Source organism: Pseudomonas sp. MF09156, assembly GCF_059862305.1.
The window spans coordinates 524745-547211 of record NZ_JCBCUR010000001.1; the positions used below are offsets into that span (position 1 = coordinate 524745).

18 protein-coding genes and 1 pseudogene are annotated in these 22467 nt (G+C 61.1%); 7 read left to right on the top strand and 12 right to left on the bottom strand.

The genetic code is table 11. From position 1 onward, the window contains the following. Positions 1 to 4 precede the first annotated feature (4 nt). The 5 genes from AC19YY_RS02380 to AC19YY_RS02400 are packed head-to-tail and all read right to left on the bottom strand — an operon-like array spanning position 5 to position 5333. Positions 5 to 997 (bottom strand): AAA family ATPase, encoded by a 993-nt coding sequence (locus AC19YY_RS02380; RefSeq protein ID WP_500603829.1) that lies wholly within the window; start codon positions 995 to 997, stop codon positions 5 to 7. After that, a complete protein-coding gene (locus AC19YY_RS02385) occupies positions 994 to 2151 on the bottom strand; it encodes a DUF4350 domain-containing protein (RefSeq protein WP_500603830.1) in 1158 nt (385 codons plus the stop codon). Before AC19YY_RS02385 ends, AC19YY_RS02380 begins: the two co-directional genes overlap by 4 nt. Next, on the bottom strand, positions 2148 to 3677 hold the full coding sequence (locus tag AC19YY_RS02390; protein ID WP_500603831.1) for a DUF4129 domain-containing protein: 1530 nt from the start codon (positions 3675 to 3677) through the stop codon (positions 2148 to 2150). Before AC19YY_RS02390 ends, AC19YY_RS02385 begins: the two co-directional genes overlap by 4 nt. Continuing rightward, positions 3664 to 4644, bottom strand: coding sequence for a stage II sporulation protein M (locus AC19YY_RS02395; protein WP_500603832.1), 981 nt, complete (start codon positions 4642 to 4644; stop codon positions 3664 to 3666). The genes AC19YY_RS02390 and AC19YY_RS02395 overlap by 14 nt, the downstream gene beginning before the upstream one ends. After that, entirely contained in the window at positions 4641 to 5333 is a 693-nt protein-coding gene (locus AC19YY_RS02400; protein ID WP_170041889.1) for an RDD family protein, read from the bottom strand. Before AC19YY_RS02400 ends, AC19YY_RS02395 begins: the two co-directional genes overlap by 4 nt. 211 nt (positions 5334 to 5544) lie before the next feature. On the opposite strand from AC19YY_RS02400, the gene sbcB reads away from it, so the two are divergent. Then, on the top strand, positions 5545 to 6972 hold the full coding sequence (gene sbcB, locus AC19YY_RS02405) for an exodeoxyribonuclease I (protein ID WP_170041890.1): 1428 nt from the start codon (positions 5545 to 5547) through the stop codon (positions 6970 to 6972). An 89-nt stretch (positions 6973 to 7061) separates the two neighbouring features. On the opposite strand, the gene mvaT is transcribed toward sbcB, so the two are convergent. Further along, a complete protein-coding gene (gene mvaT, locus AC19YY_RS02410; protein WP_029295469.1) occupies positions 7062 to 7436 on the bottom strand; it encodes a histone-like nucleoid-structuring protein MvaT in 375 nt (124 codons plus the stop codon). Positions 7437 to 7785: 349 nt separating this feature from the next. Here mvaT and purU point away from each other — a divergent pair, with 349 nt between their 5' ends. Then, positions 7786 to 8634 carry a formyltetrahydrofolate deformylase gene (gene purU, locus AC19YY_RS02415; RefSeq protein WP_169954651.1) on the top strand — a complete coding sequence of 283 codons (849 nt, stop codon included), beginning with the start codon at positions 7786 to 7788 and terminating at the stop codon, positions 8632 to 8634. A gap of 71 nt (positions 8635 to 8705) precedes the next feature. Beyond that, on the top strand, positions 8706 to 8903 hold the full coding sequence (locus AC19YY_RS02420) for a hypothetical protein (protein ID WP_169954652.1): 198 nt from the start codon (positions 8706 to 8708) through the stop codon (positions 8901 to 8903). 62 nt (positions 8904 to 8965) lie between these two features. On the opposite strand, the gene AC19YY_RS02425 is transcribed toward AC19YY_RS02420, so the two are convergent. Together AC19YY_RS02425 and AC19YY_RS02430 are read right to left on the bottom strand one after the other, a co-directional pair. Continuing rightward, positions 8966 to 9730 carry a methyl-accepting chemotaxis protein gene (locus AC19YY_RS02425; protein ID WP_500603941.1) on the bottom strand — a complete coding sequence of 255 codons (765 nt, stop codon included), beginning with the start codon at positions 9728 to 9730 and terminating at the stop codon, positions 8966 to 8968. Positions 9731 to 9823: 93 nt separating this feature from the next. Next, positions 9824 to 10855: pseudogene (locus AC19YY_RS02430) on the bottom strand (cache domain-containing protein); the annotation flags it as partial. Positions 10856 to 11052: 197 nt separating this feature from the next. On the opposite strand from AC19YY_RS02430, the gene AC19YY_RS02435 reads away from it, so the two are divergent. Continuing rightward, a complete protein-coding gene (locus AC19YY_RS02435; protein ID WP_500603942.1) occupies positions 11053 to 12531 on the top strand; it encodes a helicase HerA-like domain-containing protein in 1479 nt (492 codons plus the stop codon). Positions 12532 to 12659: 128 nt separating this feature from the next. Here AC19YY_RS02435 and AC19YY_RS02440 read toward each other — a convergent pair whose 3' ends face one another. Next, a complete protein-coding gene (locus tag AC19YY_RS02440) occupies positions 12660 to 13115 on the bottom strand; it encodes a DUF721 domain-containing protein (RefSeq protein WP_169954654.1) in 456 nt (151 codons plus the stop codon). A 308-nt stretch (positions 13116 to 13423) separates the two neighbouring features. Here AC19YY_RS02440 and secA point away from each other — a divergent pair, with 308 nt between their 5' ends. The 3 genes from secA to AC19YY_RS02455 all read left to right on the top strand — a co-directional run bounded on the left by secA (position 13424) and on the right by AC19YY_RS02455 (position 18500). After that, positions 13424 to 16159, top strand: a complete 2736-nt coding sequence (gene secA / locus AC19YY_RS02445) for a preprotein translocase subunit SecA (protein ID WP_169954655.1) — start codon at positions 13424 to 13426, stop codon at positions 16157 to 16159. Positions 16160 to 16279: 120 nt separating this feature from the next. Next, positions 16280 to 17497, top strand: coding sequence for a bifunctional glutamate N-acetyltransferase/amino-acid acetyltransferase ArgJ (gene argJ / locus AC19YY_RS02450; protein WP_169954656.1), 1218 nt, complete (start codon positions 16280 to 16282; stop codon positions 17495 to 17497). Positions 17498 to 17555: 58 nt separating this feature from the next. Beyond that, complete coding sequence (locus tag AC19YY_RS02455; RefSeq protein ID WP_170041893.1) at positions 17556 to 18500, top strand: Nudix family hydrolase; 945 nt, start codon at positions 17556 to 17558, stop codon at positions 18498 to 18500. A 250-nt stretch (positions 18501 to 18750) separates the two neighbouring features. Here AC19YY_RS02455 and AC19YY_RS02460 read toward each other — a convergent pair whose 3' ends face one another. From AC19YY_RS02460 to AC19YY_RS02470, 3 genes are read right to left on the bottom strand one after another with little or no spacing between them, the layout of a single operon-like run. After that, complete coding sequence (locus AC19YY_RS02460; protein WP_032862480.1) at positions 18751 to 19329, bottom strand: cob(I)yrinic acid a,c-diamide adenosyltransferase; 579 nt, start codon at positions 19327 to 19329, stop codon at positions 18751 to 18753. A gap of 2 nt (positions 19330 to 19331) precedes the next feature. Beyond that, a complete protein-coding gene (locus AC19YY_RS02465; protein ID WP_170057090.1) occupies positions 19332 to 21368 on the bottom strand; it encodes a sensor histidine kinase in 2037 nt (678 codons plus the stop codon). A 46-nt stretch (positions 21369 to 21414) separates the two neighbouring features. After that, positions 21415 to 22332: a putative 2-dehydropantoate 2-reductase gene (locus AC19YY_RS02470; protein WP_500603833.1), complete on the bottom strand. Its 918-nt coding sequence runs from the start codon at positions 22330 to 22332 to the stop codon at positions 21415 to 21417. Positions 22333 to 22467: the final 135 nt, after the last annotated feature.

Below are 22467 nucleotides of genomic sequence, written 5' to 3' on the forward strand. Positions count from 1 at the left end.
CATGTCACTGGCGTGGCGCCGGCACTTGGTCGAGCAGTTGGGCCAGTACCTGATCCACCTCGAGGCCTTCGATATCCAGCTCCGGGGCGAAGCGTACGCGATGGCGCAACACTGCCAGCGCGCAACTCTTGATGTCGTCCGGGGTCACGAACTCGCCACCGCGCAGCAGAGCCCGGGCGCGGGCACCACGTACCAGGGCGATGGAGGCGCGAGGCCCGGCGCCAAGGGCCAGGCCGGGCCAGGTGCGGGTGGTCCGGGCCAGGCGCACGGCGTAGTCGAGTACCTGGTCATCCAACGGCAGCTCACTGGCGACCTGTTGCAACAGCAGTACATCATTGGCTTGCAGCACGGTGCGCAATGGCTGTACGTCGAGCATATCGGCGCCGGAGGAACGAGTCACTTCGCGCACCATATCCAGCTCTTGCTGCGCCTCTGGGTAGTCCATGCGTACCTTGAGCATGAACCGGTCGAGTTCGGCCTCCGGTAGTGGGTAAGTGCCTTCCTGTTCGATGGGGTTCTGGGTGGCCAGCACCATGAACGGCTGGCCGATGGGCAAGGCTTCACCCTCGAGAGTGACCTGTCGTTCCTGCATGGCTTCGAGCAGGGCGGCCTGGGTTTTCGCCGGGGCCCGGTTGATCTCGTCCGCCAGTAGCAAATGGGTGAACAACGGCCCTTTGCGCAGCTTGAATTGCTCGGTGTGCAGGTCGTACACCGCATGGCCTGTGACATCGCTGGGCATCAGGTCCGGGGTGAACTGGATGCGTGCGAAGTCGCCGTCAAAGCAGCGCGCCAGGGCCCGTACCAGCAAGGTCTTGCCCAGGCCGGGTACGCCTTCGAGCAGCACATGGCCGCCGGCGATCAACGCGGTCAGTACGTCATCGATCACCGCATCCTGGCCAATCACTGCCTTGCGCAACTCGGTGCGCAGCGCCTGGGCGAGTTGGGTGGCGCGCCCGGTGTCGAGGGTATTGGGTAAATCCACTGGAGAATCGCTCATAGGGCATTCCTGAGGGTTTGCAGGCAGGCCACCTGGCGGCTGAAATCGGCGCTGGAAAGCCGTTTTGCCGGGAGTGGGCCCAGGGCCTGGCTGATAATTGAAGCGGGTTGGCGGGTCAGGCGCTCAAGGGCCTGCCATTGTCCTGCGGTATCTAACTGTTCGAATCCGGGGTGGCGGCGACGTGCGGAACGCAGGATGTCGCGCTGCAAGGCTTGCAACAGGCTGTTTTGCCCGCTGCGGCGCAGCAGGAAGTCGGCACTGGCATTCAGGTGTTCCTGCAATTGACGGCGGGCTTTCGGGGCTGGCGCCTGGATGGGCCCCTGGCGCACGCCGGCGCGCCACAACCCCAGCAGAGTCAAGGCGGCCAGTGCTACCAGGGCCTGGGGGAAATACCGCAGCACCAGACTGAACAGGTTTTCGACGTCCGTGTTCGATAGCAGGGTGACATCGCTGCCCTGGGTCAGGTACCACAGCAGCCAGGCGTTGTCGTGCAAGCCGATGGCCGGGGTCTTCCACAGCTCGCTGTCGGTGATCACTGTTACACGACCCAGCCCGAGATCGAGTTGCATCAGGTGGCTGGACTTGGCGCTGTTGGCCGAAAACTGTGCCAGGTGCCTGGGGTCGATCAGGGTGAAGTCAGTGTCGAAACTGAAAAACGCCGGCGCGGTTTCGTTATCGACATACAGCCGTGTCAGGTCCGATTTCTTGTTCTTGCGGGCGGGGGGCGGCTGGTCAAAGTCATCGCTGAAGGCCTGGCGCAACTGCAGGCGATCGAGCAGCAGGTCGCCGCTGTCCTGGGTTTCTTCATCCCATATGGCTTCGGCCACCAGCAGCAGATGGCCGCCAGCCTTGGTCCACTCCAACAACTGGTCAACCTGGCGCGGGGTCATGTTGCTGCGTTCGCTGAGCAACAGCAGGCTGCCGCCCTTGGCGGGCAGGGTGGCCAGGCGTTCCAGGCTGCGGGCATGCTCGATGGCCAAGCCTTGCTGGCGTAGGAAGTGTTCCGCCGCCAGGTAGGGGTTGGCCTGGGCTTCAGGTGAGGGCCCGCGGTCAACCACTTCTTCGTAGGGAATCGCCTTGTGCCAGGCATAGAAGCTCCCGGCCGTCAGCAGGCAAGCCAGGATCAGTCCAATCCAGATCAGTGGCCGGTTCATCGCGCGGCCTCGCTGTCGAACAAGCTGCGCCAACCGGCGCAGAGCTGTTGCTGGGCCAGGGCAGGCGGTATGCGATGGCCGTAGGCGAGGTTTTGCCAGTGCCGGGTCAGGTCGTCGCTAAAGGCCAGCAATTGCGGCTGTTGCAAGTGGCGCACCCGTTCCAGGACCTGGCCTTCGGTATCGGCGTTTTTCAGTGGCAGGTGGAAGTCATGCAGCAGCCGGCTCAGCAGGCCGCGATACAGCAGGCCAAGGGCCTCACGGGGCTGTGTGGCCCACAGTTGTTCGGCGGCACCGGCAATATCCTCGGGCAAGGTCTGCACGCCCATGTCCAGGCCGAACAGTTGCGACGGCACGGGCTGCACGGCCTTGGGGCGTTGGACGCGGCGACGACTGACAAAGGCGTGCAGCCAATCACGATAACGCCAGGCAACCAGGGCAATGCCGGCGATCAGCAGGCCCCAGAGCAGCACCTCCATCACCAGGGCCAGGGGCTTGAAGGTGTCGCTGTTGAGATTGTCCAGCAAGGATTTGAGCCAGGCCGGCAGATGGGCACCTCCCGGGGACTTGGCGTTGCTGCTGCTCTTGTCCTCGCCGAAACGGTAGCGGGTAACGGTTTGCGGATTCTTGAACGGGGGTTGTTCCAGCAGGCGCTTGATCGATTGACTGGCTTGCGGCGTGCTCAACGGTTTTGAGTCGACCGGCGGGTTGGCCATGGCCTGGGGAGTTGGCGCGATCACTAGCAGGCCGACAGCCAGCAACAGGGCGGCCACTGCCGACCCCAGGCGCTGGCGCAGGCGGCGGAACACCAATTCCAGGTCCCAGGCTTCAAGCACGGTACGCCGGTTCAGGTAGAGGCTGAATCCACATGCCACGTAGATCGGTTCCCAGAACACCAGGATCAGGGCGTAGAAGGCATTGCTCAGGTGCTCCAGCCAGAGCCAGTCCTGGCTGCTGGCCAATGCCAGTTGCTGCCAGTCCCAGTCCAGCTCTACCTGTTGCGGCAGGAACAGGTAGAACAGCGCCATCAAGCCGATCCACAGCGCCGTTTCCAGGTGCATGCCGATCAGCGTCAGCCAGCGCGCCGCGCCGGCATTGCGTTGCAGCAGCACACCCAGCCGTTGTTGGCGGGCCAGGCCGCCGAGGCCCTCAAGTTGCATCACGGGCATGGCAAAGCTGCGACTGAGGCTAAAGCGCCGCCAGGTCAGGCTGGCCAGCAGTTGCCCCTTGAGCAGCCGTGGCCATTGGCGCAGCGCCTGTTTGAGCGTCGGCGTCTCGCCAAACAGCGCTTTGGACAGGATATACAGCGGCAGGCGCTCAAAGGCCGGTTTCAACCACCAGAACAACAGCACGGCAACGGAGGGGTAGTCCCACAGCACGACGCTGATCAGGATAAAAATCGGCAGGCTGACCAAGGCCCAACTGCTCATCAAGAGCACGCGGTGCTCACGGGCGAGCAACACTCCGAGGTCCATGGCTTCCCACGAGGAGCGGGGGCGAATCACCACGCTGGCGTCACTCAGGCGCATGATGACTCCTGCCGGCGAACAGCAGATAGGCGATCACCATCGCCCAGAGCGCCGCGCCCACCAAGTATTTGCCCCAGGGCTCCACGGCTGTGGTGGAGGACCAATAGGCTTCTATAAAGGCCGCGATCAGCAGGAACAGAATCACCCCGCAGATCATTTGCACGCTTTTACTGGCTGCCAGGCGCAGTGCTTCCCCCCGGGGCAATGCTCCCGGTGCGATCAACGCCCAGCCCAGTTGCAGGCCGGCCGCACCGGCCAGGGCGATGGCCGTCAGTTCAAACGCGCCGTGGCCGATGACAAAGGACCAGAAGGTTTGCCCGTAGCCGATTTCGGTCAGGTGCCCGGCGATGGCCCCGATCATCAGGCCATTGAAAAACAGGAAGAACACGCTGCCCAGGCCAAACAGCAGGCCGCCGGCAAAGGTCTGGAACGCGATGCCGATGTTGTGCATCACGTAGTAGCCGAACATCATCCAGTCCTCACTCGAGGCCCGCTCGGCCGCGCGCCCCAGGCGACTGGCGTCGGGGTCGTACATGGTTTGCATCTCGGTCACTTGCTGGGTACTGACGATGGTGTAGATCAGGTCGGGGAACAGATAGACCAGCAGGGCAATGCCGACCAGGCTGCCAAAGAACAGCAGGCTGGCCACCAGCACGAAGCGCCATTGTTCGCGGACCGTGCGGGGAAAGTCGGCCAGCAGGAAGCCCAGGACCTTGGCGCCGAGCTGGCTGCGATGGCGATACAGCTGTTGATGGCCGCGCAGGGCCAGCTGTTGCAACGGGTCTACCAGGTAGCTGCTGTAGCCACGCTCCTGCGCCAACGCCAGGTGCTGGCACAGGCGTCGGTAATCATGGGGGAAGTGCGTCAGCTCCTGGGCCTTGGCCTTGCCTTGCTCAAGCAATGCCAGTTGCGCGGCAAAGGCTTGCCAGTGCGGCTGGTGACGGTTTTCGAACAGGCTCTGTTTCATGTCGGCCCCAGCAGGCCGCGGGCCACGCCATTGAGCTGGTCCACGGCGCGTGCCGGGGAAACCTGCAAGGGCGTGGCCAGAATCGCCGCTAGCTCTTGGGTGCGCTCGGCGGACAGTTCACCCTGGCGCTCGGCAAAACCGAGGATCGCGCGCTGCTCGTTCAACGCCAGGGCAAAGGGCAGGCGCAATGCCGGGGCCTGGGGCAAGAGAGGGCGGGCCACGGGCTGTTCGCGGTAAACCACCAGGGTCCCGGCTGCGATGTCGCCCAGGCGTTTGAAGTGGGGATGTTGCAGGCAACTGATGGCGCCGAGGAAATAGCCGAACGGCAACATATCGACAAAACGCAGCAGGTTGCGGATCAAGGAGGCGGACCAGCCAATGGGCGTGCCGTCATCCTGTACCACGCGCAGGCCCATGATCTGCTTGCCCGGTGAACAGCCCTGGTTGAGCACTTCGAACAGCACCATGTACCACCAACTGACGAGGAACAGCAGGATCGAGCCCAGGCCGATGCCCAGGTCGCCGAGAAACGCCAGGGCGATGAACAGGATGCCGAGGATCAGGCCGCGCAGGCCCAGGTCGAAGCCGAATGCCAGCGCCCGGGGCATCAGCCCGGCGGGGCGCAAGGGCAGGTCGATGCCTTCCGGGGTCTCGATCTGGTAGCGAGTGTCCAATGGGGCGGTGGGCATTGCATTCCCTGGCAGTACGGCGTGGCTGGGCATGGGCAATCTCATCGGGCGGCCGGCGAAAATGAGAGGTCGATGCTAGCAGTGTCATCGCTGCAAGTAACACCTGAAAATGCGCCAAGGTTTCACTGAATGTTTATCCAGTGCACATGGCGCTGGCCCCGGGCGGCGTCCAGCGCCTAGACTTTGTCGGTCTTCAGCACAGGAATAGCCCGTGACCTCGATCTTCTGGTACGACTATGAAACCACCGGCATCAACCCGCGCAGCGACCGCCCGCTGCAGGTTGCGGGAATTCGCACCGACCATGACCTCAACGAGGTAGGGCCGCCGGTCAACCTCTATTGCCAGCCCAGCGACGATATCCTGCCGCACCCGGCGGCATGCATGATCACCGGCATTACCCCTGGCCAACTGGCGGAAAAAGGCCTGGCCGAAGCCGACTTCATGACGCGGGTGCATGCTGAGCTGGCGGCCCCCGGCACTTGCGGCGCGGGTTACAACACCCTGCGTTTCGACGACGAAATGACCCGCTACAGCTTGTACCGCAATTTTTTCGACCCCTATGCTCGGGAATGGCAGGGCGGCAACAGTCGCTGGGACTTGATCGATGTGCTGCGCACGGCCTATGCCCTGCGCCCAGACGGAATCGTCTGGCCCGAGCAGGACGGGCGCGTGACCCTCAAGCTGGAGCGCTTGACCCAGGCCAACGGGATCGACCATGGCCAGGCCCACGAGGCCTTGGCCGACGTGCGCGCCACCATTGCCCTGGCGCGATTGGTCCGGGAAAAACAACCCAAGTTGTACGACTGGTTGTTTCAACTGCGCAGTAAACAGCGGGTCATGGATCAGATCCGCCTGTTGCAGCCCATGGTGCATATTTCCGGGCGTTTTTCTGCCGAGCGTCATTACCTGGGAGTGGTCCTGCCGTTGGCTTGGCATCCGCGCAATCGCAACGCGTTGATTGTCTGTGACCTGGGGCTCGACCCACAGGGCCTGCTGGACCTGGATGCCGAAACCCTGCGCCGGCGCCTGTACACCCGGCGCGATGAGTTGGCCGACGGCGAATTGCCGGTGCCGCTCAAATTAGTGCATATCAATCGTTGCCCGGTGGTCGCGCCGCTGAGTGTATTGCGCGCGCAAGATCAGCAGCGTTTGAACCTGGACATGCCTGAATATCAGGCCCGGGCGCTGCGGCTAACTGACGCACAGGAACTTTGGCGGGATAAATTGCCGGCGATTTATGCCGAAGAAGATTTCGCCGCCAGCGCTGACCCGGAGCAACAGCTCTACGATGGTTTTATTGGTGATCGGGATCGGCGGTTATGTGAACAAGTCCGCACTGCCGAACCTGCGCAACTAGCGCGCCAGCAGTGGCCTTTTGATGATCATCGTTTGCCGGAATTATTGTTTCGCTATCGTGCCCGTAACTTTGCGTACACCTTGGACGATGAAGAGCAACAACGCTGGAAATTGTTCTGTCAGCAACGCTTGTCAGACGCGGATTACGGTGCCCCCAATACCCTCGAGAGTTTCAATAAGGCCAGGCTTGAATTGGACGTTAGTGCTACATCGTTTCAGCGCCAGGTACTGGATGAATGGCAAGAATATGTTGATGCTTTACGCCGGCGGCTGAGCCTGTAATCGACCTTTGATAAACAGTGGGCAATAAAAAACGCCAGCGAACTGGCGTTTTTTATTGTGTCGCGAATCAGGTGGCGACCTGGCGAGCCTTAGCCCAGCAGGGTAGCCCAGCCTTCAACCACGTCACCGCCCCACTTGGCTTTCCACTCTTTCAGAGTTTTGTGGTTGCCACCTTTGGTTTCAATCACTTCGCCGTTGTGCGGGTTTTTGTACTGCTTGACCTTACGCGCGCGCTTGGTGCCGGTAACTTTTACCGCGCCGCGTGGTGCTTTAACTTTCGATTCCGGATCCAGCAGCGCAATGATGTCACGCAGGGACTTGGAGTATTCACCCATCAGGGTGCGCAATTTGCCTTCGAATTCCAGCTCGGTTTGCAGTTTGTCGTCTTGGGACAGATTCTTCAAACGGGCTTGCAGCTCTTTGATAGCTTCTTCGGTGGCACGGTATTCGTTGATCAGGGACATGTGGACTACCTTATGCGGGGCGCTGAGGGACAGGGATAGTGGCCTAATAATAGTCAGACAGTTTCCCCAAGTAAACATTTAAGCTCGGTTTTATGTAATTTACTTTGAATGTTTGTAGCCAGAGGCTCGGAGTGCATTATTTAGTGCGCTCGAGCGGCTAAAGATATTCTCCTTAGATCTTGGGTAATTGTGGTAACAGATGCTTGTACACACATAACGCCCAGGTAAAAACCGTACTCTGTTTAGGGACACCACAAGGAATTGCGCGAATAAGCGTTGAGGAATACTGCAGTTTTTCTACGGTATCGCTAGAATGGCGGCCTTTGCGAAGTTCTGGAGTTTGCCCCTAATGCGCACTTTTCGTCTGGTGATTGCCTGCCCGGATCGGGTTGGTATCGTCGCTAAAGTCAGTAACTTTCTGGCCTCTCACAACGGCTGGATCACCGAAGCGAGTCATCACTCGGACAATCTCAGCGGTTGGTTTTTCATGCGCCACGAAATCCGTGCCGACACGCTGCCCTTTGGCCTGGAGGCATTTCGCGAGGCATTTGCACCGATCGCCGAAGAGTTCTCGATGACATGGCGCATCACCGACACCGAGCAGAAAAAGCGTGTGGTCCTGATGGCCAGCCGCGAGTCCCATTGCCTGGCGGACTTGCTGCACCGCTGGCACAGCGATGAACTGGACTGTGAGATCGCTTGCGTGATTTCCAACCACGATGACCTGCGCAGCATGGTCGAGTGGCACGGCATTCCGTACTACCACGTGCCGGTCGACGCGCAGAACAAACAGCCAGCCTTCACCGAAGTCTCGCGCCTGGTCGAGCAGCATGAAGCGGACGTCGTGGTGCTGGCGCGCTACATGCAAATCCTGCCGCCGGAACTGTGCCGCGAATATGCAGGCAAGGTGATTAACATCCACCACAGCTTCCTGCCGTCGTTTGTCGGGGCCAAGCCGTACCACCAGGCGTCCCTGCGCGGTGTGAAGCTGATTGGCGCAACCTGCCACTACGTCACCGAAGAGCTGGACGCAGGTCCCATCATCGAGCAGGACGTGGTACGCGTCAGCCATAGCGACAGCATTGAAGACATGGTGCGCTTCGGCCGCGATGTCGAAAAGATGGTCCTGGCCCGTGGCCTGCGCTATCACCTGGAGGACCGCGTGCTGGTACACGGCAACAAGACTGTAGTGTTCTGATAAAGCAAAAAGGGCCTGGGCGTTAAATCACCCAGGCCCTTTTTATTTGTGTCAGCTATGAGGGTCGAACGATGAGTGATCCCCTGGATAAAGCCACCTCCAAGGCACCCGCCACCTTGGGCGAGGGTTGCTTGAGCCGCTACGATCCGGATGCCCTGGATGCCGAGGACGGCACGGATTTCCCCGACGCCGCCCGTTTGTGGGAGCAATTGCAGGAAGAGTCAGAGCCGCACGACAAGCCCGGCCCTGGTAAACACAACGCAGATTGAATGTAGGAGCTGTCGAGCCTGAGCGAGGCGGCTCCTACAGTTGATTTGCGATGTCCTCGGGTTTAGATACGGAAGCTCCCCACCAGTTGTTTCAAGCGTGCCGCTTGCTGCTCCAGGTCAGAGCAGGCGCGCAAGGTGGAGTGCAGGTTTTCCACGCCTTCCTGGTTGAGCGTATTGATCTCGGTGATATCGATGTTGATCGACTCCACCACCGAGGTCTGCTCCTCGGTGGCGGTGGCCACCGATTGGTTCATGCCGTCGATTTCCCCGATACGCTGGGTCACGCTGCTCAGGCGTTCGCCTGCCAGGTTGGCGATTTCTACGCTGTCGAGGCTGTGGCGCTGGCTTTCGCTCATGGTGCTGACTGAGTCTCGGGCGCCGACTTGCAGCTCCTCGATCATCTTTTGCACCTGTTGCGCCGACTCCTGGGTGCGATGGGCCAGGTTGCGCACCTCGTCGGCCACCACCGCAAACCCGCGTCCGGCTTCCCCGGCGCGCGCCGCCTCGATGGCCGCGTTGAGCGCCAGGAGGTTGGTTTGCTGGGAAATACTGGTGATCACTTCGAGGATCTGCCCGATATTCACGGTCTTGCTGTTGAGCGCCTCGATATTGCTGCTGGAGGCGCTGATCATTTCGGACAGTTGCGTCATGGCCTTGATGTTGCGCTCCACCACTTGCTGGCCATCTTCGGCCAGGTGGCGGGCATCGCTGGCCTGGTGCGAGGCCTGCGCGGCATTACGGGCAATTTCCTGGGCGGCGGCGCCCAACTGGTTGATCGCTGCCGCGACACTGTTGGTGCGGTTGGCCTGTTCGTCGGAGTTGACCATCGACGAGTTGGAGGCGCTGACCACGCGCAACGCCACTTCATTGACCTGGCCGGTGGCGGAGGACACTTCGCGAATCGATGTGTGAATCCGTTCCACAAAGCGGTTGAAGGCTTTGCCGAGGATGCCGAATTCGTCATGGTTCTGGATCGTCAGGCGGCGCGTGAGGTCGCCTTCGCCATCGGCGATGTCTTCCATGGCCCGGGTCATTACATGCAGCGGTTGCATCAGCACGCGGATCAGCATACCCAGCAACGCAATGATGATCGCCACGGCAATCGCGGTGGCAATGATGGCCGAAGTGCGGAATTCGCTGAGCATGGCGAAGGATTTGTCTTTATCTACTGACAGACCGATATACCAGTTCACTGACGGCAAGCCCTTGATCGGGGCAAAGGTGACGATGCGGGTTTTGCCATCGACCTCTATTTCGCTGAAGTCAGCACTGATCTTGACGGTCTGGTTCGGGTACGCCTCGCCCAGGGTCTTCATCACCAGGCTTTTATCCGGGTGCACCAGAATCTTGCCGTCGGCACTGACCAGGAACGCATAGCCCATGCCGCCGAAGCTCAGGGCGCCGATGTTGTCCACCAGGGTTTGCAGGCTCAGGTCACCGCCCACCACGCCGACGCTTCGCCCGGCCTGGCTGCTGGGGGTGGCGATGGAAATGATCAACTGGCCGGTGGCCGCGTCGATATAGGGTTCGGTCAGGGTCGAGCCATTGCTGGCCTGGGCGCCTTTGTACCAGGGACGTGCACGCGGGTCGAAGCCGTCGGGCATCTTCGCGTCGGGGCGAATGGTGAAGCCGCCTTTGCTGTCACCCAGGTAGGTTGCCATAAACGATGACGTCAGGGCTTTCTGCTCGAGCAGGTTGGCGACCACACTCGGCTCGGGATTGATGGCGATGTTCTGGGCGGCGTTTTCCACCAGGACAATACGCCCGGCCAGCCAGCTCTGGGTATTGCTGGCGGTGACGCCGCCCATTTCATGCAGGTAGCTGTCGAGGTCGTCGCGAATCGCGTTTCGTTGCAGGTAGTCGTTGTACAACGTGAACAACGCAAATGCGGCAATGACGATAAGGGCGGCTGCAAGCAGGATTTTGTGGCTGAAGCGCAGATTTTTATTCATGGCTCGTCGTGTCCGCTAAGGTCTTAATGTCCGAGGCGCGTCTTTTATGGAAACGCACAAATGGCAGCGTTAAATAAAGTGTGATATTTCCATCTGCTCCTGCAGGAATTATCCGGTCTAACTTTTTTAGACTTTTTGGGTCTCTCGCTTTGTCTGTATCGACCGTGCAGCGCTAAAGATTAACCATGGGTGACAAAATGCCTGACTCCTCGCAACTTCTTATTGGCGCAGACCTTGAAGGCCAGCCCATTGCCCAGGCCATGCGCCTGGCTAATCGCCATGGCCTGATTGCCGGCGCCACCGGCACCGGCAAGACCGTGACGTTGCAGCGGCTGGCGGAGGCGTTCAGTGATGCTGGCGTCGCGGTGTTCGCCGCCGATATCAAGGGTGACCTGTGTGGCCTCGGCGCCGCGGGCAACCCCCAGGGCAAGGTGGCCGAGCGGATTGCCGGCATGCCTTTCCTGAATTACGCACCTAAGGCATATCCGGTAACTCTGTGGGATATCCACGGTCAGTCTGGTCATCCACTTCGTACAACCTTGAGCGAAATGGGCCCACTGTTGCTGGGCAGCCTGCTGGAGTTGACCGACAGCCAGCAGTCGACCCTATATGCAGCGTTTAAAGTGGCAGACCGCGAGGGCTTGCTGCTGCTGGATCTCAAGGACCTCAAGGCCCTGCTCAACCACCTCAAGTTCCATCCCGAGCTGCTGGGCGATGACGCTGCCCTGATGACCACTGGCTCCAGCCAGGCTTTGCTGCGGCGCCTGGCCGTGCTGGAGCAGCAGGGCGCCGAAGCCCTGTTCGGCGAGCCGGCGCTGCAACTGGAAGATATTCTGCAACCGGCCAGCGATGGGCGAGGGCGCATTCATCTGTTGGATGCCAGCCGCCTGGTGCACGAGTCGCCCAAGGTCTATGCGACCTTTTTGCTGTGGCTGCTGGCGGAGCTGTTCGAGCAGTTGCCGGAGCGCGGGGATGCCGACAAGCCGCTGCTGGCGCTGTTTTTCGACGAGGCGCATTTGCTGTTTGCCGATACGCCCAAGGCCTTGCAGGACCGCCTGGAACAAGTGGTGCGGCTGATTCGCTCCAAAGGCGTGGGGGTATATTTTGTCACCCAATCGCCGGGCGACTTGCCGGACAACGTGCTGGCCCAGTTGGGCTTGCGGATCCAGCATGGCCTGCGCGCATTCACCACCAAGGAACAAAAATCCCTGCGGGCGGTGGCCGATGGTTTTCGGCCGAACCCGGCGTTTGATGCGCTGGCGGTGTTGACCGAACTGGGCACGGGTGAGGCGCTGGTGGGCACGCTGCAGGAAAAAGGCACGCCTGAGGTAGTCCAACGGGTGCTGGTGGCACCGCCGCAATCACGGATCGGGCCATTGACCGCCGCAGAGCGTACGGCCTTGATCGCCAGTTCGTCGCTTTTGGGGCGCTACGACAAGCCGGTTGATCGTGAGTCGGCCTATGAAGTGCTGATGGCACGCAAGGAGCTGGGACCTGCGGCAACTGCTGCGCCTGCCGCTGAAGAACCGAGCTTCACCGACAAGGCCGGCGCGTTCCTGGGAACCACCGCGGGCAAGGCCCTCAAGTCTGCGATGCAGCAGGCGGCCAACCAGATGGGCCGCCAGTTGGTGCGCGGGCTGCTGGGGTCCTTGCTTGGCGGTAGCAAGCGTAAGTAGCCATCAAGGTCTATACAACCCATTGTGGGAGCGGGCTTGCCCGCGATTGCGGTGTCTCAGTCGATACATGTGCCGGCTGGCACGCCGCAATCGCGAGCAAGCTCGCTCCTACTTGGGGTTGTGCAGTTTCAGGCCTTGGGCTTGCCATGACTGGCCAGCCGCTCCAGCGCCGCACGCAGCTTTGGATCGCTAATCCCGTCCGCCGTCGCCTGGATGGTTTCGGCGGCATTCACCGACAAATCCATGGTATGCCCCACCGCACCTTGCTGTACGGTCGGTGGCTGGACCTTGAACTGAATGCGCAGCAGGCTGGCAAACACATCAAACGCCTGTAACTGGCGCTGCAAGCGTTTTTGCTGGTAGCGCAGGCGGGTCGCCCAATGCCCATCGGTGACGATCAGCAGTAGCGTGCCTTCACGCCATGACGCCACATGACAGTGCTCGCGGGCCGCAGGTTGTAGTTGGGTTTCCAGAAGGCGTTGCAGGTGGCCCAGGCGTTGCGCATGGCCAAAGATGGCTTTTAATGGCTTGGCTTCGCGCAGCAACACGGCGGGAGCACGGGCCGTAAGAGGGCGAAATGCCATGATCTAGACACCTTAGGTAACAGAGCGGCCATGGTAGCAGAAAGCGTGTGCGGCACCTTGGTCATTGCTTTGTCAGCAGTTTATCCATTAAATCAATAAGTAACTTCTCGCTCGAATGGGTTGAAGTTCAGCAAAAAGCCCTTATTTTAAACAAGCCCTCCCGTAACGCTGTGTCTGCATCGTGGAACAACGCCACTTTCCTCACCCTCGTTTCCGGGTAGAATGCTCGTTCGCATGCGGCCGTGAGGGCTGCTCGGGCGACTTACGGGGCGCCCCTTCATCCCTAATGTGTGGAAGAACCTGCCGATATGTTTGCGCCTTTGTTAAAGAAACTTTTTGGAAGCAAGAATGAGCGCGAAGTCAAACGCATGCTCAAGACGGTGCAGCTGGTCAATGCCTTCGAAGAGCAGATGGTTGCTTTGTCGGACGAGCAATTGCGCGCCAAGACCGAAGAGTTCAAGGCCCGCATAGCCAAAGGTGAAACCCTCGACAAACTGCTGCCCGAAGCCTTTGCGGTCGCCCGCGAAGCCGGTAAGCGGGTGATGGGCATGCGCCACTTCGACGTCCAGTTGATCGGCGGCATGACCCTGCATGAAGGCATGATCGCCGAAATGCGTACCGGTGAAGGCAAGACCCTGGTAGCAACCCTGGGTGTTTACCTCAACGCACTGTCCGGCAAGGGCGTGCACGTTGTGACGGTGAACGACTACCTGGCCCGCCGGGACGCCAACTGGATGCGCCCGCTGTATGAATTCCTCGGCCTGACCGTCGGCGTGGTAACGCCGTTCCAGCCGCCGGAAGAGAAGCGCGCCGCCTACGCCGCCGACATCACCTACGGCACCAACAACGAATTCGGTTTCGACTACCTGCGCGACAACATGGCGTTCAGCATGGAAGAAAAATTCCAGCGCGAACTCAACTTTGCCGTGATCGACGAAGTCGACTCCATCCTCATCGACGAAGCCCGTACCCCGCTGATCATCTCCGGCCAGGCCGAGGACAGCTCGCGCCTGTACACCGAGATCAACAAGCTGATCCCGCGCCTTGAGCAACATATCGAGGAAGTGGAAGGCGTGGTGACCAAAGAAGGTCATTACTCCATCGACGAGAAGACCCGCCAGGTCGAGCTCAACGAAGCCGGTCACCAGTTCGTCGAAGAGATGCTGACCCAGATCGGCCTGCTGGCGGAAGGCGAAAGCCTGTACTCGGCACACAACCTGGGCCTGCTGACCCACGTGTATGCCGGCCTGCGCGCCCACAAGCTGTTCCACCGCAACGTTGAATACATCGTCCAGGACGGCCAGGTGGTACTGGTCGACGAACACACCGGCCGTACCATGCCCGGTCGTCGTTTGTCCGAAGGCCTGCACCAGGCCATCGAAGCCAAGGAAGTGCTCAATATCCAGGCCGAGAGCCAGACATTGGCCTCGACCACCTTCCAGAACTACTTCCGCCTGTACAACAAGCTGTCCGGCATGACCGGTACCGCTGATACCGAAGCGTTCGAATTCCACCAGATTTACGGTCTGTCGGTGATGGTCATCCCACCGAACAAACCGCTGGCGCGTAAAGACTACAACGACCTGGTGTTCCTGACCGCTGACGAGAAATACGCGGCCATCGTCGCCGACATCAAGGAGTGCATGACCCAAGGCCGTCCGGTCCTGGTGGGTACTGCGACCATCGAAACCTCCGAGCACATGTCGAACCTGCTCAACAAGGAAGGTATCGAGCACAAGGTCCTCAACGCCAAGTTCCACGAAAAAGAAGCCGAGATCATTGCCCAGGCCGGTCGCCCTGGCGCGCTGACCATCGCCACCAACATGGCCGGTCGTGGTACCGACATTCTGTTGGGCGGCAACTGGGAAGTGGAAGTGGCTTCCCTGGACAACCCGACCCCTGAGCAGATCGCCCAGATCAAGGCCGACTGGCAGAAACGCCACCAGGCGGTGCTGGAATCCGGTGGTTTGCAGGTGATCGCGTCCGAGCGTCACGAATCGCGCCGTATCGACAACCAGCTGCGTGGCCGTGCCGGTCGCCAGGGCGACGCCGGTTCCAGCCGCTTCTACCTGTCCCTGGAAGACAGCCTGATGCGTATCTTCGCCTCGGATCGGGTGAAGAACTTCATGAAGGCCCTGGGCATGCAGTCCGGTGAAGCGATCGAGCACCGCATGGTGACCAACGCCATCGAAAAGGCCCAGCGCAAGGTCGAAGGCCGCAACTTCGACATTCGTAAGCAATTGCTGGAGTTCGATGACGTCAACAACGAACAGCGTAAAGTGATTTATCACATGCGTAACACGTTGCTGGCCGCCGACAACATTGGCGAAACCATCGCCGACTTCCGTCAGGACGTGCTCAACGCCACCGTCAGCGCCCATATCCCGCCACAGTCCCTGCCTGAACAGTGGGATGTTGCCGGCCTGGAAGCGGCGTTGAAGAGCGACTTCGGTGTCGATCTGCCGGTCCAGCAATGGCTCGACGAAGACGACCACCTGTACGAAGAAACCCTGCGCGAAAAACTGATGGCCGAACTGCTGGCCGCGTACAACGAGAAAGAAGAGCAAGCCAGCGCCGAAGCGCTGCGCACCTTCGAGAAGCAAATCGTTCTGCGTGTGCTGGACGACCTGTGGAAAGACCACTTGTCGACCATGGACCACCTGCGTCACGGCATCCACCTGCGTGGCTACGCCCAGAAGAACCCGAAGCAGGAGTACAAGCGCGAGTCGTTCACGCTGTTCTCCGAGTTGTTGGATTCGATCAAGCGCGATTCGATTCGTGTGCTGTCCCATGTTCAGGTGCGTCGCGAAGACCCGATCGAGGAAGAAGCCCGTCTGCGTCAGGAAGCCGAAGCCCTTGCCGCGCGCATGCAGTTCCAGCATGACGAAGCACCAGGCCTTGAGTCGCCGCAAGTGTTGGGCGAAGAGGTCGATGTGGCCCTGGCCCAGGCGCCGGTACGCAATGAGCAGAAGCTGGGCCGCAACGAGCCGTGCTGGTGCGGTTCGGGCAAGAAGTTCAAACACTGCCACGGCGAAATCAATTAAGATTTTTGCCTGAAGCTGCAATACCCCGCGCCGCGACCGGCATCAGCCGTCGCGGCGTTTTGCCATTTAATCACCGTCGACGACGACGGTGCAGACATCACATCGTTAAGGAGCGCATTCATGGCTGTTGGTCTTGGTCCTTTGCCCACGTTGCACCCGGTTGCCGGTTTTGAACTCGGTATCGCTTCGGCCGGTATCAAGCGCCCCGGGCGCAAGGACGTGGTAGTGATGCGCTGTGCCGAAGGTTCGACCATCGCCGGCGTGTTCACCCTGAACGCGTTTTGCGCGGCGCCCGTGATCCTCGCCAAGCAACGTGTCGAAGGCCCGGTGCGCTACCTGTTGACCAACACCGGCAATGCCAACGCCGGCACCGGCGAGCCTGGCCTGGCTGCGGCTGCGCGCACCTGCGCCAAGCTGGCGGAGTTGACCGGCGTGGACGCCAGCCAGGTACTGCCGTACTCCACCGGGGTGATCGGCGAGCCGTTGCCCGTGGAAAAAATCGAAGGCGCATTGCAAGCCGCGCTGGACGACCTGTCCGTGGATAACTGGGCGGCAGCGGCCACCGGGATCATGACCACCGACACCTTGCCCAAGGGCGCCAGCCGCCAGTTCGTGCATGAAGGCGTGACCGTCACCGTGACCGGCATCAGCAAAGGCGCGGGCATGATCCGCCCGAACATGGCGACCATGCTCGGCTACATCGCCACCGACGCCAACGTCTCCCGGGACGTGCTGCAAAACCTGATGCTCGATGGCGCCAACAAGTCGTTCAACCGTATCACCATCGACGGCGATACCTCGACCAACGATTGCTGCATGTTGATTGCTACCGGCAAAGCCAACCTGCCGCAAATCACCTCGTCCAACGGCCCGCTGTTCGCGGCGTTGAAGCAGGCAGTATTTGAGGTGTGCATGGAAGTGGCCCAGGCCATCGTGCGTGACGGCGAAGGCGCGACCAAGTTCGTCACCGTTGAAGTCAACGGCGGCGGCAATCACCAGGAATGCCTGGATGTCGGCTACACCGTGGCCCACTCGCCGCTGATCAAGACCGCGCTGTTTGCGTCCGACCCGAACTGGGGCCGGATCCTCGCCGCGGTTGGCCGTGCCGGCGTGCCGAACCTGGATGTGAGCAAGATCGACGTGTTCCTCGGCGATGTGTGCATCGCCAGCCGTGGCGCCCGTGCCCAAACCTACACCGAAGCCCAGGGCTCGGCGGTGATGCAACAGGAAGAAATCACCATCCGTATCGAACTGGGGCGCGGTGAGTGCAGCGAAACGATCTGGACCACCGACCTGTCCCACGAGTACGTGAAGATCAACGCCGAATACCGCACCTGATACCTGTTCGGGGCATTGGCAATGCCCCGGCAGGCGCCGGCTTAGAGGACGTAATACCGTGAAACGAGTTCATGTAGCAGCCGCAGTCATTCGCGGTACCGATGGCCGGATTTTGCTCGCGCGTCGTGCAGACACCCAGCACCAGGGCGGCCTATGGGAGTTTCCAGGAGGCAAGGTGGAGGCCGATGAATCGGTTTTTGCCGCACTGGGCCGAGAGCTGCAGGAGGAACTGGGTATCCAGGTCACTACCGCACGACCGTTGATCCAGGTTCAGCATGATTACCCGGACAAGCAGGTGCTGCTGGATGTCTGGGAGGTTTCGGCGTTTACCGGCGAGCCCCATGGCGCAGAAGGGCAGCCTCTTGAATGGGTGGCGCCACGGGACTTGCAGAGCTACGAGTTTCCAGCGGCCAACGCACCAATCGTCGCTGCTGCCCGCCTGCCCGCCGACTACCTGATCACCCCAGGCGAACTGGAAACCCCGGTGCTGTTGCGCGGTATCCAGAAAGCCATTGCCGGTGGCACCAAGCTGATTCAGTTGCGCGCGCCCAATGGCTACGACCCCAAGTACCGCGACCTGGCGGTGGATGCAGTGGGATTGTGTGCCGGCAAGGCGCAGTTGATGCTCAAGGGGCCATTCGAATGGCTCGGCGACTTCCCTGCGGCGGGATGGCACATGACTTCGGCGCAACTGCGCAAATACGCCAGCAAAGGCCGGCCGTTGCCCAAGGACCGCTGGTTGGCGGCGTCTTGCCACAATGCCGAAGAACTGGCATTGGCCGAATTGATGGACGTGGACTTCGTCACCCTGTCGCCGGTGCAGCCGACCCAGACTCATCCTGATGCACAGCCGTTGGGTTGGGAGCAGGCGGCGCAGTTGATCAAAGGCTTCAGCAAGCCCGTGTTCCTGTTGGGTGGGGTCGGGCCTGACGAGCGGGAGAAGGCCTGGGAGAGCGGGGCGCAGGGTGTTGCGGGGATTCGGGCGTTCTGGCCTGAGGTGTGAGTCGTCAGTGCTGGCCCCATCGCAGGCAAGCCAGCTCCCACATTGGAATGTATTCACAAATCAAAATGTGGGAGCGGGCTTGCCCGCGATGAGGCCCGCTCAAGCAATACAAAATCCAGCATTAACCTCGGTGCGGCCTAGCCGCTTGCCACAAAATCCCCCACATTGGAGTGTATTCACAAATCAAAATGTGGGAGCGGGCTTGCCCGCGATGAGGCCCGCTCAAGCAATACAAAATCCAGCAATAACCTCAGTGCGGCTTAGCCGCCGCCTGCCACAAAATCTCTGCAACCCCTTGCCGCCTGGCAATCACCCTTGCTGCCACAAACAGCAAATCCGATAGCCGGTTGATGTACGCCAAACCTACCCCCTCCAACGGCTCCAGTGCATTCAATTGCTGGCAGCGCCGCTCGGCGCTGCGGGCCAGGCTACGGCACACATGGGCCTGGGCAATCAGCGCCGAACCACCGGGCAGGATGAAGTTTTCCAACGGCCCCACTTCCTCATTCCAGCGATCAATCGCCGCTTCCAGCCGGTCCACCTCGCCCGCATTGAGCGCCTTATAGACCGGCATCGCCAATTCGCCACCCAGGTCAAACAGTCGATGCTGGCAGGGTGTCAGTACCTCGATCACATCCTTCAACGCCGGATGCTGGCCGCTTTGCTCCTCAAGCCCGGCCAGCAGCAGGCCCAATTGGCTGTTGAGGCTGTCCACCTCTCCGATCGCCTCCACCCGGGGGTGATCCTTGGGCACGCGGCGGCCGTCACCCAGGCCGGTTTCGCCTTTGTCGCCGGTACGGGTGTAAATTTTCGACAGGCGAAAGCCCATGGTCAGTGCTCCAGTTGAGTCAGTTCGTGGGGGGCAAGCTGGCTGCCGGCCAACGGCAGGCGCAAGGTGAAACAGGTGCCCTGGCCCAGGGTGGAGTGAACCTCCATCTGGCCCTTGTGATTGTTGGTGATGATGAAGTACGAGACCGACAGGCCCAGCCCTGTGCCCTGGCCGATTTCCTTGGTGGTGAAGAAGGGCTCGAAGGTGCGCTTGCGCACGTTCTCACTCATGCCGATGCCATTGTCCTCTACCTGGATCTCGGCCCATGGTGGGTTGAGCCGGGTGCGCAGGATGATGCGCCCCGGCTCGCTGTCGTCTTCGCGCAGGTGGATGGCCTGGGCGGCGTTTTTCAGCAGGTTGAGCAGCACCTGCTCCAGCTCGTTGGCGGTGCCAGGCACCGGGCCCAGCAAAGGATCGAACTGGCGGATGATTGCCTGGCCCTTGAAGTCGAAGCCGATGGCCAGGTCGAAGTCGTTACCGGCAATTTCTACCGCTTGGTCGATCAACGCTGGCAGGTCGCAAGGTGCCATCTGGCGATTGCTGCGGCGGCTGAAACTGAGCATATGGGTGACGATTTTTGCCGCACGGGCCCCGGCTTGCTGGATGCCGTCGAGCAGTTGCGGTACTTCGCGGCTTTGCAGGTAGCGGTTGACCGTCTCCAGTTCCACGCCCACCTGCTCGGCGTGCTCCTGGTTTTTCGGGAGGTCCGCCGACAGCCGCCGCCGGATGTTTTGCACGTTATGCAGGATCGCCCCCAGGGGGTTGTTGATCTCGTGGGCCATGCCCGCTGCCAGCCCGCCGACCGACAGCATTTTTTCTGACTGCACCATCATCTCTTCCAGGGACAGACGCTGGGTGATGTCATCGATGCGGATCACCACCCCGCGCCCGGCGCCGCCCATCAGCGGGTAAAAGGTCAGGGCATAGTGCTTGGGCTCGTCGTCCTTGACCCAGGTGACACGCTCGATGCGCTCCACCGTGTGCTGTTCCACCGCGGCCTTGAGCTGCGGCAGGTAGGGCTTGAGCGGCTCGAAGGCAAGGAAGATCGGCTGGTTCAGGGCTTCGCCCAGGCGTGTGCCGGACAGGGCACTGGCTTCCTGGTTCCATTGGGTGACGTAGAGCTGCTCGTCCAGGGCGATCAAGGCAGATGGCATGGAGTCGATGATGCTGTTCAGATAATTCTGGAAACCGGTGAGTTTTTTCTCGATTTTGCTGCGAACCTGGACTTCCAGCTCCAGCTTGCGGTTGGTATGCCGTGTTTCCTCGGCCAGGCCCTGGGCCTGGTCATAGGCGGCCTGGGAGTCGTCGCGCGCACGTTTGAGCTGCTGCTCGCGGGCTTCGATGCGTGACAGCATGGTATTGAACGCTTCGGCCAGGCTGCCGATTTCGTCATGGTTTCCGCGCCCGGCCCGCAGGGCGTAGTTCTCCTCGCGGGTGACCTGGCGCGACAATTCTTCCAGCTCATGGATGGGCCGGGTAATCAGGCGCTTGATCTGTCGGGCGATCACCAGCCACAGCAGGATGCTGAAAATCAGGATGCCGAGGCTGGCGGTCAGGGTGCCGGTGTAGAAGGCGACCGGCAGTTCGCTACTCGCCACCAGCAGCAAATGCCCCGAGGGCAAGCCGGGGCGGGGCAGGGTGATGATTTGATTGCTGCGAAATTCGGTGACCCGCCAGGCTTCGATGTCGCGGTAGTGTGCCGGCAGTTGCAGGCGGTCGCCGTGTTGCAGCTGCGCCAGGCGACTGCCTTCACCGTCATACAGGGCCGCCGCCCGCAGTGGCGAATAGCTGGTCAGCTCGTTGAGCAGGGCGTCGGCCTTGGCGGGAGAATCCAGGGCTTGCGCGGCGAGGGCCGGGTTGGAGACCAGCCGGCCAATAGCCTGCAAGGCTTGCGGGGCCATGCTTTCCTGGGAGATCCAGTAGGCGGCGCTGATAAAGGTCAGGTTGGCCACCAGCAGCACGGTGGTCAGCAGTACCAGCAGGGCCGCCAGCAGTTTCTGCCCAACGGGGAGATTTTCGAGACGCTGGCGCAGTGGCATCAGGTTGTTCGCAGGCAAGGATCAAGTCGGCAGGGTAGCGCGTGCCTCAGTCGCGGGGCAATCCGCGTGCGTCCAGGTAACCGGCCAGGCGCACCTGCAGTTGTTGCAGGTGTGGCAAGCTCAGGCGATGGCGCAAGGCCGCCTGGCAGGCATGGCCGAGCAGATAGCTGATCTCGGTACGCCGCCCGTTGGCCACATCCTGGTACATCGACGAGAAGTTCGCCGCCGTCGCCTGGATCACCCGCTCCACTTCGGTTTGCAAATCCTGGGCTGCCGCCGGCTGGCCGCAGCACTCCAGCAGCTCGGCGAGTTCGGCGCACAAGGTCGCTACTTCGCATTGGTGCGCCTGTAGTCCGCCATTGCGGCATTGATAGAGCACAGTCAGAGGATTGATCGCACAGTTGAGTGCCAGTTTTCGCCACAGGCGCGTGAGGATATCGGTGCTCCACTGGTGGGGAATGCCGGCGGCTTGCAAGTCGTCCAGCCACAGCGGCGCCGTGGGATGGGTGGCGTCACCCAGCCAGGTAAAGCCATGGCCGGCGAACACTACGCTGCCATCGTTCTGGCGAAACGCACCCTCGGTGCTGGAAGCGAAGATGCAACGCGCCTGGGGCAGTTGCGCGGCAACCGCGTCCTGGCTGCCCAGGCCGTTCTGCAGCAGGATCACCTCGGCGTTGGGTGTCAGGCGTTGGGCCAACTGAGCGACGGCACCAGGTGCGTCGTAGGCTTTACACGCGACCAGTAGGCGATCAATCGGCTCGGGGCTGTCGGATGTTTGTGCCGTCACCGGATAAGTCTGGGCATGCCCTTGCTCGACCAGGGTCAGCCCCGGCGCTGCCCGGTAGCGGGCCAGGCGCGCCTGGTCTCGCAGGATCAGCGTAACGGGCAGGCCTGCGCGGGCCAGGCGTGTGGCCCATAATGTGCCGAGACTGCCTGCGCCGAGGACATGCCAGGTGGTGGACATCAATTTTGCTCCGTAAGCCGCTGGGTGAGCCAAGCAGCTCAGGGTAAAGAGTCGTTATAATGCCCCGGCATTTTACCCGCAAGCCAGGCGTGCTCCATCTCTACTGAGCCGCGCCCCTTTTTTATTGGAGAAACT

Coding starts and splice junctions, on each gene's coding strand:
- AC19YY_RS02380 (WP_500603829.1), bottom strand. CDS start 997: ATGAGCGATTCTCCAGTGGATTTACCCAATACCCTCGACACCGGGCGC.
- AC19YY_RS02385 (WP_500603830.1), bottom strand. CDS start 2,151: ATGAACCGGCCACTGATCTGGATTGGACTGATCCTGGCTTGCCTGCTG.
- AC19YY_RS02390 (WP_500603831.1), bottom strand. CDS start 3,677: ATGCGCCTGAGTGACGCCAGCGTGGTGATTCGCCCCCGCTCCTCGTGG.
- AC19YY_RS02395 (WP_500603832.1), bottom strand. CDS start 4,644: ATGAAACAGAGCCTGTTCGAAAACCGTCACCAGCCGCACTGGCAAGCC.
- AC19YY_RS02400 (WP_170041889.1), bottom strand. CDS start 5,333: ATGCCCACCGCCCCATTGGACACTCGCTACCAGATCGAGACCCCGGAA.
- mvaT (WP_029295469.1), bottom strand. CDS start 7,436: ATGTCCCTGATCAACGAATACCGTGCCACCGAAGAAGCTATCAAAGAG.
- purU (WP_169954651.1), top strand. CDS start 7,786: ATGCGCACTTTTCGTCTGGTGATTGCCTGCCCGGATCGGGTTGGTATC.
- AC19YY_RS02420 (WP_169954652.1), top strand. CDS start 8,706: ATGAGTGATCCCCTGGATAAAGCCACCTCCAAGGCACCCGCCACCTTG.
- AC19YY_RS02425 (WP_500603941.1), bottom strand. CDS start 9,730: ATGGTCAACTCCGACGAACAGGCCAACCGCACCAACAGTGTCGCGGCA.
- AC19YY_RS02435 (WP_500603942.1), top strand. CDS start 11,053: ATGCCTGACTCCTCGCAACTTCTTATTGGCGCAGACCTTGAAGGCCAG.
- AC19YY_RS02440 (WP_169954654.1), bottom strand. CDS start 13,115: ATGGCATTTCGCCCTCTTACGGCCCGTGCTCCCGCCGTGTTGCTGCGC.
- secA (WP_169954655.1), top strand. CDS start 13,424: ATGTTTGCGCCTTTGTTAAAGAAACTTTTTGGAAGCAAGAATGAGCGC.
- argJ (WP_169954656.1), top strand. CDS start 16,280: ATGGCTGTTGGTCTTGGTCCTTTGCCCACGTTGCACCCGGTTGCCGGT.
- AC19YY_RS02460 (WP_032862480.1), bottom strand. CDS start 19,329: ATGGGCTTTCGCCTGTCGAAAATTTACACCCGTACCGGCGACAAAGGC.
- AC19YY_RS02465 (WP_170057090.1), bottom strand. CDS start 21,368: ATGCCACTGCGCCAGCGTCTCGAAAATCTCCCCGTTGGGCAGAAACTG.
- AC19YY_RS02470 (WP_500603833.1), bottom strand. CDS start 22,332: ATGTCCACCACCTGGCATGTCCTCGGCGCAGGCAGTCTCGGCACATTA.